Consider the following 11,984-nt stretch of genomic DNA (forward strand, 5'->3'; position numbering starts at 1 on the left):
ATATAACATATAAAGACATGTCTAAACTTAAGATAGAAGACCTCACGCTCATATTCGGAAAAGAAAAAGAGGAGGCACTTTCATTATTGAAGCAAGGGAAAAGCAAAGCGGAGATTCTTAAAAAAACAGGTTGTACCGTTGCGGTAAAGAATGCCAGTTTTAACATTGAACAGGGTGAATTCTTTGTCATCATGGGATTGTCGGGGAGCGGCAAGTCGAGTTTATTGCGCTGCCTGAACCGCTTGATTGAGCCAACATCAGGAAAAGTGATTTTAAACCAGCGCAACATTACCAGCCTTGGAGAAAAAGAATTACAAGCCGTTCGCCGTAAAGAAATGGCCATGGTTTTTCAGAATTTCGGACTGTTACCTCACCGCACCGTACTTGAAAATGTTGCTTTCGGACTGGAGTTACAGGATATCCCACAGAAGGAACGGGAAGAAAAAGCAAAAGCAGTGATTGACCTGGTGAGTCTGAAGGGATATGAAAATCAGCATACTGGCGAGCTTTCGGGAGGGATGCAACAGCGTGTGGGACTGGCCAGGGCTTTAGCCAACGATCCTGAGATCCTGTTGATGGATGAGGCCTTTTCGGCATTGGATCCTTTGATCCGTACACAAATGCAGGACGAGTTGATTGATTTGCAGGAAAAAATGCACCGGACTATTGTGTTTATTACACATGATCTTGATGAAGCCATTCGTCTGGGAGATCGCATTGCCATCATGAAAGATGGAGAAGTGATACAAATAGGTACGCCGGAAGATATATTGACCAACCCGGCAACAGATTATGTATCCTCATTTGTGGAAAAAGTAGACCGTAAATCAATCATTACAGCAGCGAGTCTGATGTTTGAAAAACCGACGGTAGCAATTCTGAGAAAAGACGGGGTAGAAGGGAGTCTGCGTAAAATGCGTTCTTCCGGACTGACCTCCTTACCAGCGGTCTCCGTGGATAAACATTTTCTTGGTTTCGTTTACCTGAAAGATATTCTGGAACTGAAAGCAAAAGGAGAACATACGATTGAAAAAGCAATCATCAAAGATATTCCTGTTGCCTATCCGGAGACTACCGTAGAACAGATGCTTCCTTTCATTGCAGAAAATGGAAGAGCGGTTCCGATTGTCGACATCGAGACAAATAAACTGATCGGTATTGTTGCCCAAACTTCTTTACTGATCGAAACGACAGGAGCAAGCTGGGAAAATGTTACTGGAAACACAATTGATAACCTTCAAAAAGAAATAATATAGTATGATACATATAGGAACTTATATAGAACAATTTATAAACTGGCTTACCCTTCATTTTGCTGCACTGTTTCATGTCATCAAAGTGCTGGTGGAGTCTATCGTGAACTCTGTGGAGTGGATACTGATGTTCCCTCCATTTTATGTCATCATTGCATTGGTTGCTTTTCTGGCCTGGAAAAGAACGGGTTGGGGATTGATGCTGTTTACGCTGTTGGGCTTAACCCTGATCTGGGGAATGGGCTATTGGGCGCAAACCATGGCAACATTGGCGTTGATCTTATCTGCGGCTTTCATTGCCTTATTGATGGGCGTTCCGCTGGGGATCTGGGCAGCGAAGACACCGTTGGCCGGGAAACTGATCAGACCGGTACTCGATTTAATGCAAACGATGCCTGCTTTCGTTTACCTGATCCCTGCAGTGTTGTTCTTTGGGCTTGGAAAGGTTCCGGGAGCATTTGCTACCGTAATCTTTGCAATGCCTCCTGCAGTGCGCCTAACGACACTTGGAATCAGTCAGGTGCCAAAGGATATCGTAGAAGCGACCCGCTCTTTCGGAGCAACACCCCGTCAGCTACTTTTTAAAGTGGAATTGCCACTGGCATTGCCAACAATTCTGGCAGGCGTAAATCAGACGATTATGATGGCACTTTCTATGGTTGTGATTTCTGCAATGATTGCAGCTGGTGGATTAGGTGAAGTGGTGCTTAAAGGAATTACACAGTTGAAAATCGGTTTAGGCTTTGAAGGTGGAATTGCAGTCGTGATTCTGGCAGTGATTCTCGACCGTATTACACAGTCGTTCGGACCGAAGAAAAAGATAAACGCCTAGGTTGATCAGCGTATAAATTGAACAAATAAAAACAACATACTATGAAAAGATTCATCAGCGGAATATTAATCGCAATGACCATTGGGATGGTTTATTCCTGTGGAAATACAACAAATGATAAAAAGGTAACGATAGCGTACGTAAACTGGGCAGAGGGAGTCGCGATGACTCATTTGTCTAAAGTCTTACTGGAAAGAGAAGGATATACGGTGGATTTGAAAAATGCAGATGTGGCGCCGGTATTTGCGGCGGTAGCAGGAGGAGATGCTGATATATTTCTGGATACCTGGATGCCGATAACGCATAAAGATTATATAGATAAATTTGGGGCTAAGCTGGAAATGTTGGGAACTAATTTTAAAAATGCAAGGATCGGTTTGGTCGTTCCTGATTATGTGAAGGTCAATAGCATAGAGGAATTGAATGCAAATGCAGCGATGTTTGATGGCAAGATTGTGGGCATTGATGCCGGTGCGGGAATTATGAATAAAGCGGAAGCCGCGGTTAAAGATTACGGTTTGAAACTGGAACTGCAATCTGCAAGTGAAGCGGCAATGCTGGCCATTCTGAAGAAAAGCATCGATGCGAAACAAGCTGTAGTCATTACAGGCTGGTCTCCTCATTATATTTTCAGTAATTATAAATTGAAGTTCCTGAACGATCCTAAAGGAGTGTTTGGAGCAATAGAATCAATTCAGACCGTGGCTAATAAGGATTTTGTCCTGGCAAATCCACAGGTGACGACTTTTTTTAGAAATTTTCAGCTGGATGGTCAGGAACTGAGCTCCTTAATGGCTGCAATGGAAAGTGAGGACAACGAGAAAGTTGCGGTTGAAAAATGGCTGAAGGAACATGTAGTGCTTGAAGGGCAAATGAGGTCTTTCCTGAAAATGGACAGTAACTAAATTTAATAAATCCTGTAAAAGCGGTTTGAAATAAATTTTTCAAACCGCTTTTTTATGCGCGGGATACTGCTTTTATGTCTGTTTTCCGGTCTTTATGAAGGGGGATTTGAGTTTTATTTAATTTTTAAGACAACTTTTTAATTAACTATTAAGTATTTTCAATATATTCGAATGTGTGTAATTTAAATAGTTATGAAAATAAGTATCGTTACAGTTGTTTTTAATGGGGTGGAATTTATCGAAGATTGCATCTTATCACTGGTTGCTCAGGATCATTTGACGGTAGAATATATTCTGATCGATGGGGGCTCAACAGATGGAACCATTGAGGTCATAAACAGGTATCTGAAGTACATTTCCTATTTCAGTTCGGAAAAAGACCGTGGTTTATATGATGGGTTGAATAAGGGGGTTGCCATCGCTACAGGTGAGGTGCTGGGGATATTACATGCGGACGACTGCTTTGCCGATCGGGGCGTGCTCAGCGCAGTGGCCAATTGCTTTAAAGTGAATCATTGTGAGGCCGTGTATGGTCATTTAAATTTTATACAACGGCATTTTCCCGCCAAGTTGAAAAGGAAATGGATTTCTAAGGCTTATAACAGAAAGGACCTCCAGTATGGCTGGATGCCTGCTCATCCTGCTTTATTCTTAAAAAAAGAACTGTTTCTTTCTTTAGGGGGCTATGCGCTGGATTTCGGAACCTCCGCGGATTATGAACTCATATTGAGGTATTTCTACCGGAATAGGATTCATGCGGTTTTTATAGACCGGGTATTGGTGAATATGAGGTTGGGGGGATTAAGTAATGGTTCTTTCAGGAAGCGGGGCAGCGCTGCAATTTATGATTTTAAAGCATTGAGTACTCATGAAATCCCTTATCCTTTTTTAGTATTGATATTGAAAAAGCTTAGGAAAGTAAGGCAGTTTTTTTAGGTGTTGATGGTGGAGGGGATTGGCTTTTTTGTATTCAGTTTACTGCTGGTCGCATTGTTAATTCCTGTGGTCATTCGGTTTTCTTTCCTTTTAGGGTTGTATGATGAGGCTGACGGAGATAGAAAAGACCATGGAAGGAACATTTCCAGGCTCGGTGGGTTGGCCGTCTTTGCTGGATTAATGACGAGTGTTTTACTGTTCACAGATCTAAAAACAGATTTAAATATGGTCTTTGCGCTGGCCTCCTTTATCCTGTTGTTTACGCTGGGTCTGAACGATGATGTTTGCGGAACAGGTCCGCTTTTAAAGATTGCGGTGCAATTGGTATCGGCTATTATTCTGATCTCCGCCGGCTGGTGTCAGGAGCCCGGATGGATCGGCTTGTTAAAGATTTTTTTGTTTGTGCTGCTCTGCAATGCTTTTAATCTGATCGATGGACTGGATGGCCTGGCGGGAACTTTGGGGCTCTTTGTGAACCTTTTCTTTGGCATCCTGCTCTTTCTTGGGGAGGATCACAGTTATGGCGGAATTGCTTTGATGCTGTCGGGATCCCTTGCTGGCTTTCTCCTGTTTAACTATGCACCGGCAAGAATATTTATGGGGGATGCCATGGCAATGCTGACTGGGCTGATTTCCGGGCTAATGGCGCTGAGGTTTATTAAACTGGCGGATGGAGGAGGCATCAGTTTTCTGTATTCAGACTCGGCCATGGCTGTCGCTTTGGCGGTATTGATCGTTCCGGTATTTGATTGCCTGAGGGTATTTTTAATTCGGCTCCTGCATCGCAGATCTCCGTTTTCCGGGGACAGAAATCATATCCACCACCGCCTGAAACAAATGGGATATACAGATGGAACAGTAGTTTTTCGCCTGCTTATTTTTAATATCAGTATGGTCGTAATGACGCTTTTCTTGCAGCACCTGGGTAATTTTACCCTGATCATCCTGCTGTTTTCCATTTGTGTTTTTTCTAATGGGCTGCTTACTTTTATGATCCGGAAAACGGCAGACAAAAATTACCGTTTAAGGGATGTTCTGCTCAGGGATACTTTAAATATCGGCCGAAATTAATCGCTGCGTAATTTTTAATATTCTGTCCGGAAATAGTACCGCTCCTATAAAGAATATAGGTACTTTTGCGCCGTAATTTACAAAGACCGAAGGGTATTTTAGATTGCTACACCAACAAAACAACAGATAGAAATGAATATAGCAATTAATGGTTTTGGTAGAATTGGCCGTATGTTTTTACGCAGGGCAATTGAGAAAAACATCAATGTTGTGGCCATCAATGATTTAGGTGATGCAGCAACGCTGGCGCACTTATTTAAGTATGATACGGTCCACAGAGGGTTTAAAGGGAAGGTCTCTTTTGAATCAGATGCCTTAATCATTAACGGGAAGAAGATTCAGCTGTATTCAAAATCTAATCCTGAGGAGCTTCCGTGGGCAGCGCTGGAGATTGATCTGGTACTGGAATCTACTGGTAAATTCATTAGCAGGGCAGGAGCAGGCTTGCATTTGCTGGCTGGTGCTAAACAAGTGTTGATTTCTGCACCCGCTGCGGATAAAGACATTCCTATGGTGGTGCTTGGTGTAAATGATGGAGCGATAGATTTGAAAAGCAGCATTCTTTCCAATGCTTCCTGTACCACAAATAATGTGGCGCCAATGGTAAAAATATTAGATGATAACTGGGGGGTGCTGGAAGGGTATATCACTACTGTGCATTCCATGACCGGGGATCAGAACCTTCACGATGGCCCGCATAAAGATTTAAGAAGGGCAAGGGCGGCTTCAGCTTCTATCATTCCGACAAGTACTGGCGCGGCAAAAGCAATTACGAATATTTTCCCTCATCTGGAAGGTAAATTGGGTGGTGCGGGGATCAGGGTTCCGGTTCTGAATGGTTCCTTAACAGATTTTACCTGCCTTTTAAAATCGCCGGCAACGATTGAGGAGATTAATGCAGCTTTTAAAAAGGCTTCAGAAGAGGAGATGAAAGCTTTGGTGGAGTATACCGAAGACCCTATAGTTTCCGTTGATATTTTAGACAATCCACATTCCTGCATCTTTGATGCCCAGCTGACCTCCATCGTTGGAGATATGGTTAAAGTAGTAGGATGGTATGATAATGAATCCGGATATTCTGCCAGATTGGTAGACCTGATTCAAAAAATTGAGAAAATAAATGGTTAAATATATATCAGCTGAACAGACACTGCCCCTGCGCAGTTTGGTGCTCAGAAACGGAATGCCGGAAGCGCAATGTGTGTTCCCTCAGGATCACATGGAGGGGGGCTTACATTTGGGTTGTTTTGCGGGAGATCAATTGGTTTCTGTTGCGACAATCTTCCCTGAAGATCATCCTGAACATGGCCCTCATGGCTTCCGTTTGCGTGGAATGGCTTCTGATCCTGCCTTTGCAGGAAAGGGATATGGTGCAAAGCTCATAAATTTTGCAATTGATGAACTGACATCCGCTAATGCTGCTTATATTTGGTGCAATGCCCGCAGTGCTGCCGCTGCTTTTTATACGAAGCTCGGTTTTACAATGATTTCTGAAGAGTTTGAAATACCGGGAATAGGCCCGCATTTCAATATGATCCGGTTGCTGGCTGTAAAAAATAATAAGCTGAGTTAAACCTGTCTCTTTTTTTTAAGCTGCAGGACTATTAAAACCGATAATTCTAAACAATAACAATAATGAAACCATCATCAGCATACCAATACAAACCATAATAAAGATGCTGATGACAGCTTCATAACCTTTAAAAACTATATACGAATGAAAACAATAGACCAGTGTAATTTCAAAGATAAAAAAGCCTTAATCCGGGTGGATTTTAATGTTCCTTTGGATGCGGAATTTAACATTACTGATGATAAAAGGATGCGTGCTGCATTGCCTACCATTACTAAAATATTGAATGACGGTGGTTCAGTGATCCTGATGTCTCACCTGGGACGTCCAAAAGGCGGTCCGGAAGATAAATATTCTTTGAAACACATTTTAGGTGACCTTTCCAGAATGCTGGATTTAGAAGTGAAATTTGCAGAGGATTGTATTGGTACATCTGCGGTAGATAAAGCTAAAAACCTGGAGCCGGGACAAGTGTTGTTATTGGAAAATCTTCGTTTCTATAAAGAAGAAGAAAAAGGCGACAGAGATTTCGCGGAAAAGTTGTCTAAACTGGGAAATGTGTATGTAAACGATGCTTTTGGTACTGCACACCGTGCACATGCTTCTACATCGATCATCGCAGAATTCTTTCCTAACGATAAATACTTCGGCTATCTGATGGCGGAAGAATTGAAAAATGCAGAAAAAGTAAACCATGGTGCGGTGAAACCTTTCACAGCAATTATGGGTGGTGCTAAAGTATCTGATAAGATTTTGTTGATCGAAAGCTTATTGGATAAAGTGGATAACCTGATCATTGGTGGTGGAATGGCTTACACTTTTGCGAAAGCGCAAGGTGGTGAGATCGGTACTTCACTATTGGAAGAAGACAGAATGGCACTTTGCCTGGAACTGCTGGAAAAAGCAAAAGCTAAAGGAGTGAATTTATATCTCCCACTTGATACCACCATCGCCGATAAATTTGCAAATGATGCAGAGAAAAAGGATGTGGATACGGGTCATATTCCGGCAGACTGGATGGGATTGGACATCGGCCCGAAAAGTATTGAGCTGTTTTCTGAAGTGATTAAAAATTCAAAAACTTTGCTTTGGAATGGTCCGATGGGTGTTTTTGAAATGGCTAATTTTGAGCAGGGTACCCGTGCAATTGCAAATGCGGTTGTAGCTGCTACTCAGGATAATGACGCTTTTTCATTGATCGGTGGAGGTGATTCTGCTGCGGCAATCGCTAAATTCAATTTAGAAGATAAAGTGAGTTATGTATCTACCGGTGGTGGTGCATTATTGGAATATATGGAAGGTAAAGAATTGCCGGGAGTGAAGGCGATCAATGCCTAACGTTTTTGACTAAATTTAGGACAGGCGTTTCGTTTTAAACGGAGCGCCTGTTTTTTTTACCACCTTGATTCAGGCCTTTTTAGCACTTTAAAGGGGCAAAAATCTTGGTACGAAATATGTTGATAATTTTTTGTGGTAGAATGTGGTAAAAAGTGGTAGAAATATCTATTTTTACCCTACATAAAAAGTGCACATATTAAAATGGTTCAATTGTTAGGAGAATTTGATTGTAAATTGGATGCGAAAGGCCGCTTGATGGTTCCTTCGTCTCTGAAAAAACAATTGCCCAACGTTGAGCAAGAGGGACTTGTGATTAACAGAGGTTTTGAAAAGCACCTGGTGATCTACCCTAAAAAAGTATGGGAGGGAATCGTGGAAGAGTTAAGTAAGTTGAATCCGTACGAACAAAAAAACAGAGAATTTATTCGATATTTTACCCGCGGCGCGACGGAATTGACGTTAGATGCGACCGGAAGGGTGAATTTACCTAAGTCTTTATTGGAATCTGTAGGCATAGAAATCAGTGCAGAACTGGTTTTGGCCTGTCAGTTTGACAAGATTGAAGTTTGGTCTAAAAAAGCGTATGACGCTTTGTTTGATAAAGAGCCTGAAGATTTTGCAGTGCTTGCAGAAGAAGTAATGGGCAATAAGAACAGGAGGAATGATGGAGAATAATTACCACATCCCCGTAATGTTAAAAGAATGTATCGATGGTTTGAATATCAAACCTGATGGTGTATATGTGGACGTGACCTTTGGTGGTGGCGGACATTCAAGAGAAATTCTGAAGCATTTAGGTAAAGACGGAGTGTTGATCGCCTTCGATCAGGATCCTGATGCACAGAGGAATAAGATTGATGACCCACGTTTTATTTTTGTAGACCAGAATTTTGCCTTTATCAAAAATAACCTGCGCTTGCTGGGTTATAAAGCGGTAGATGGTATCCTGGCCGACCTTGGCGTTTCTTCTCATCAGTTTGATGTGCCGGAAAGAGGTTTTTCTACCAGGTTCGAATCTGACCTGGATATGCGTATGGATAAACAAGGCGCTTTAACGGCTGCTGATGTTTTGAATACCTATACGGAAGATAAGCTTCATAAAATTTTCGGAATTTATGGTGAGGTGAAAAATGCCAAATCACTGGCCCGTGCGATTGTAACCGGCCGTGTGGAACAACCGATTAAAACACTTGCTGATTTTAAAAGAGCAGCAGGTGCACATATTCCGAAAGGAAAAGAGCATAAATATATGGCTCAGGTGTTCCAGGCATTGCGCATCGAGGTCAATGCAGAAATTGAAGTGCTGGAGAATTTTTTAATGCAAACGGCTGATGTCTTAAAAACTGGTGGCCGTTTGGTAGTGATGTCCTACCATTCTTTGGAAGACAGACCGGTTAAGAATTTCATCGCAAAGGGGAAATTTAAAGGTGAGGTGGAAAAAGATTTTTATGGGAATGAGCAAAAACCCCTTAAAACCATCACCAGAAAAGCGGTGATTGCGGAGGCTGAAGAGCTGGAACGCAATAGCCGGGCAAGGAGTGCCAAACTCAGAATTGGAGAAAAGCTATGAATAACGAGTTCAGGCACCACATAGAAGAGGAGGATTTGGAACCTGAAGAAATTCAGTTGAAGAAACCACGGAGGAAAGTAAGGGAGCCTGAAGGTGAAAAAGCGTTCTTTAAAAAGTTATTTACCGAAGGGGTAGTGACTAAGGAAGCGGCAACAGATATGTTACCGTTTTTACTGTTTTTGTCTGTTTTGTGTATGCTATACATTGCAAACAGCCACATGGCAGTCAAGAACATTAGAAATATTGACAAATTAAATAAAGAAGTAAAAGAGTTAAGCTGGGAATATAAGTCGCTAAAAGCAGACTTAATGTTCAAAAGCAAATTGACTGAAGTAGCAAAAAAGGTAGATACATTGGGAATTAAGGAATTAACCGAACCTCCTAAAAAAATTGTAATCAACACAAATGAACATTAGAGCAAACATATTATTACGTGTTTATCTGTCTTTCGGACTGATTGTACTGCTTGCCGTGGCAGTATTGGTCAGACTATGCGATGTACAATTTGTAGAGGGGCATAAATGGCGTGCCATGGCCGATAGCCTCTCTACTAAGTATATCAATGTGGAAGCTGCACGTGGAAATATCTATTCATCAGACGGAAGTCTGCTGGCGACCTCAATTCCTGAGTATGAACTGAGGATGGATTTGTTTGCGGGCGGAATCGATGATGATAAAGTGTTCTATGGAAAAGTAGATTCTTTAGCGCTTAAATTATCTCAGTTCTTTAAAGATAAAACGCCTAAAGAATATTCACGTTACCTGCGTTCGGCGAGACAGGATAGTGCCCGTTACCTGCTGATTAAACGTAAAATCGGTTATCAGGAACTGAAAACGATCAGAACATTCCCGTTGTATAACATCGGGAAATATTCAGGTGGTTTAATTGCAGTGCAACAGAACAAAAGAATTAAGCCTTTCAAATTCCTGGCTTCCAGAACAATCGGTTATAAAAACGAGAACGTTGCCAATGGGGTAGGTCTGGAAGGCGCTTATGGAGATTACATCAACGGAGAAAGTGGTAAAAGATTGGTACAAAGGATCGCTGGTGGTGTTTGGATGCCGGTAAATGATGAAGCAGAAGTCGCGCCTAAAGAAGGAGCTGATATTATATCAACGATCGATATCAATATGCAGGATCTTGTGCAAACTGCTTTGGAAAGACAGTTAAAACTGAGTGATGCAGATCATGGAACAGTAATCCTGATGGAAGTAAATACCGGTGAAGTACGTGCCGTAGCGAATTATACCAGGGTGTCTGAAGGTGTTTATGAAGAGAAGTTTAATTATGCGATTGGTGGTAGCCAGGATCCTGGATCTACGTTTAAACTGGCTTCTTATATGGCATTGCTGGAAGACAAAAAAGTAGATACAAATACTTTGGTGGATACTGGCGATGGTTTTTACAGGATTCCGGGACATACGATTAAAGATTCACATGGCGGGATTGGTGTGGTAACGGTCATGAAAGCCTTTGAGCAATCGGCAAATACAGCGATTGCGAAATTGGTTAACATCCATTATAAGGATAATCCTTCTCAGTTTACGGATCATTTATATGATATCCACATGAACAAGAGATTGGATTTACAGATCCCTGGAGAAACAAATCCGGTGATCAAAAATCCTTCTAACAGAAGCTGGAACAAGAACATGACCTTGCCACAAATGGCTTATGGTTATGAAATGCAGATCACGCCGCTTCAAATGCTGACCTTTTATAATGCGGTAGCAAATGATGGAAAATACATCGCACCGATCTTTGTGAAAGAGATCAGAAGACTGGGAAATCCAATTGAGCAATTCCATGCAAGGGTAATCAGCGATAGAATTTGTTCGGAAAAAACGATTAAGAAATTGCAGGCCATGCTGGAATCTGTGGTGACCAAAGGAACAGGTAAGCTGATGGGCTCTCCGTTTTACAGGGTTGCCGGAAAAACAGGAACGGCACAGGTGGCTGATGGTAACAAAGGATATGGAAAGAAAGTTTATCAGGCTTCATTCTGTGGATATTTTCCTGCAGACAAACCTAAGTATTCCATTATCGTGTCGATCAACGGGCCTAAGAACGGATATTATGGCGCAACGGTAGCTGGTCCGGTATTTAAAGAAATTGCAGACCGCATTTACGCAAGTGATATGCAGATGTATAACAATGTAAAAGACCACCTGGTAGGGAATACGAAAAACCCGGAAGCTAAAGCCGGGCAGAGTAAAGCAGTGAAGAAAGTATACAATGCTTTAGGAATTAAATCGCTTTATGCAGCTAAGTCTGCCTATTTCAATAGCATCGATACCAATAATGGTGTGGTGTACGAAGAGTATAATTCTATCAAAGGAATTATGCCTAATGTAAACGGAATGGGACTAAAAGATGCTTTGTATCTTTTAGGGAATGTGGGATTGAAAACTAAAGTGATTGGAAGTGGAAAGGTGTTTAATCAGTCGATCCCTTCCGGAAGTAAAATAGGTAAAGGATTGGCAGTAGAATTAGAATTGAGATAGT

General features: G+C 41.8%; 12 protein-coding genes. All 12 read left to right on the forward strand.

What is annotated here, in order from left to right; genetic code table 11:
* Positions 1–17: 17 nt before the first annotated feature.
* The 12 genes from BLQ87_RS17340 (at position 18) to BLQ87_RS17395 (ending at position 11,983) form a co-directional block, all read left to right on the forward strand.
* Positions 18–1,256 carry a quaternary amine ABC transporter ATP-binding protein gene (locus BLQ87_RS17340; RefSeq protein WP_074609242.1) on the forward strand — a complete coding sequence of 413 codons (1,239 nt, stop codon included), beginning with the start codon at positions 18–20 and terminating at the stop codon, positions 1,254–1,256.
* 1 nt (position 1,257) lies between these two features.
* Positions 1,258–2,085: an ABC transporter permease gene (locus tag BLQ87_RS17345; protein WP_074609244.1), complete on the forward strand. Its 828-nt coding sequence runs from the start codon at positions 1,258–1,260 to the stop codon at positions 2,083–2,085.
* 41 nt (positions 2,086–2,126) lie between these two features.
* Positions 2,127–2,990 (forward strand): glycine betaine ABC transporter substrate-binding protein, encoded by an 864-nt coding sequence (locus BLQ87_RS17350; RefSeq protein ID WP_074609246.1) that lies wholly within the window; start codon positions 2,127–2,129, stop codon positions 2,988–2,990.
* A gap of 192 nt (positions 2,991–3,182) precedes the next feature.
* Positions 3,183–3,926, forward strand: a complete 744-nt coding sequence (locus BLQ87_RS17355; RefSeq protein ID WP_074609248.1) for a glycosyltransferase family 2 protein — start codon at positions 3,183–3,185, stop codon at positions 3,924–3,926.
* Positions 3,927–3,932: 6 nt separating this feature from the next.
* Positions 3,933–4,997, forward strand: a complete 1,065-nt coding sequence (locus BLQ87_RS17360) for an MraY family glycosyltransferase (RefSeq protein ID WP_074609250.1) — start codon at positions 3,933–3,935, stop codon at positions 4,995–4,997.
* Between the two features lie 132 nt (positions 4,998–5,129).
* Positions 5,130–6,125, forward strand: a complete 996-nt coding sequence (gap, locus tag BLQ87_RS17365) for a type I glyceraldehyde-3-phosphate dehydrogenase (protein ID WP_074609252.1) — start codon at positions 5,130–5,132, stop codon at positions 6,123–6,125.
* Entirely contained in the window at positions 6,118–6,570 is a 453-nt protein-coding gene (locus tag BLQ87_RS17370) for a GNAT family N-acetyltransferase (RefSeq protein WP_074609254.1), read from the forward strand. Before gap ends, BLQ87_RS17370 begins: the two co-directional genes overlap by 8 nt.
* 144 nt (positions 6,571–6,714) lie before the next feature.
* Complete coding sequence (locus BLQ87_RS17375) at positions 6,715–7,908, forward strand: phosphoglycerate kinase (protein WP_074609256.1); 1,194 nt, start codon at positions 6,715–6,717, stop codon at positions 7,906–7,908.
* A gap of 201 nt (positions 7,909–8,109) precedes the next feature.
* A complete protein-coding gene (gene mraZ / locus BLQ87_RS17380) occupies positions 8,110–8,583 on the forward strand; it encodes a division/cell wall cluster transcriptional repressor MraZ (RefSeq protein ID WP_074609258.1) in 474 nt (157 codons plus the stop codon).
* Positions 8,573–9,478, forward strand: coding sequence for a 16S rRNA (cytosine(1402)-N(4))-methyltransferase RsmH (gene rsmH / locus BLQ87_RS17385; protein ID WP_074609976.1), 906 nt, complete (start codon positions 8,573–8,575; stop codon positions 9,476–9,478). The genes mraZ and rsmH overlap by 11 nt, the downstream gene beginning before the upstream one ends.
* Positions 9,475–9,894 carry an FtsL-like putative cell division protein gene (locus tag BLQ87_RS17390; RefSeq protein ID WP_074609260.1) on the forward strand — a complete coding sequence of 140 codons (420 nt, stop codon included), beginning with the start codon at positions 9,475–9,477 and terminating at the stop codon, positions 9,892–9,894. The genes rsmH and BLQ87_RS17390 overlap by 4 nt, the downstream gene beginning before the upstream one ends.
* Positions 9,884–11,983, forward strand: a complete 2,100-nt coding sequence (locus BLQ87_RS17395; RefSeq protein ID WP_074609262.1) for a penicillin-binding protein — start codon at positions 9,884–9,886, stop codon at positions 11,981–11,983. Before BLQ87_RS17390 ends, BLQ87_RS17395 begins: the two co-directional genes overlap by 11 nt.
* The last annotated feature ends 1 nt before the right edge of the window (position 11,984 follow it).

Origin of the sequence: Pedobacter steynii, from assembly GCF_900103665.1 — a bacterium.
Taxonomy (GTDB): Bacteria; Bacteroidota; Bacteroidia; order Sphingobacteriales; family Sphingobacteriaceae; genus Pedobacter; species Pedobacter steynii.

Excerpts from the sequence above, each read along its gene's own strand:
- BLQ87_RS17340 (WP_074609242.1), top strand. The coding sequence starts at position 18 with ATGTCTAAACTTAAGATAGAAGACCTCACGCTCATATTCGGAAAAGAA.
- BLQ87_RS17345 (WP_074609244.1), top strand. The coding sequence starts at position 1,258 with ATGATACATATAGGAACTTATATAGAACAATTTATAAACTGGCTTACC.
- BLQ87_RS17350 (WP_074609246.1), top strand. The coding sequence starts at position 2,127 with ATGAAAAGATTCATCAGCGGAATATTAATCGCAATGACCATTGGGATG.
- BLQ87_RS17355 (WP_074609248.1), top strand. The coding sequence starts at position 3,183 with ATGAAAATAAGTATCGTTACAGTTGTTTTTAATGGGGTGGAATTTATC.
- BLQ87_RS17360 (WP_074609250.1), top strand. The coding sequence starts at position 3,933 with ATGGTGGAGGGGATTGGCTTTTTTGTATTCAGTTTACTGCTGGTCGCA.
- gap (WP_074609252.1), top strand. The coding sequence starts at position 5,130 with ATGAATATAGCAATTAATGGTTTTGGTAGAATTGGCCGTATGTTTTTA.
- BLQ87_RS17370 (WP_074609254.1), top strand. The coding sequence starts at position 6,118 with ATGGTTAAATATATATCAGCTGAACAGACACTGCCCCTGCGCAGTTTG.
- BLQ87_RS17375 (WP_074609256.1), top strand. The coding sequence starts at position 6,715 with ATGAAAACAATAGACCAGTGTAATTTCAAAGATAAAAAAGCCTTAATC.
- mraZ (WP_074609258.1), top strand. The coding sequence starts at position 8,110 with ATGGTTCAATTGTTAGGAGAATTTGATTGTAAATTGGATGCGAAAGGC.
- rsmH (WP_074609976.1), top strand. The coding sequence starts at position 8,573 with ATGGAGAATAATTACCACATCCCCGTAATGTTAAAAGAATGTATCGAT.
- BLQ87_RS17390 (WP_074609260.1), top strand. The coding sequence starts at position 9,475 with ATGAATAACGAGTTCAGGCACCACATAGAAGAGGAGGATTTGGAACCT.
- BLQ87_RS17395 (WP_074609262.1), top strand. The coding sequence starts at position 9,884 with ATGAACATTAGAGCAAACATATTATTACGTGTTTATCTGTCTTTCGGA.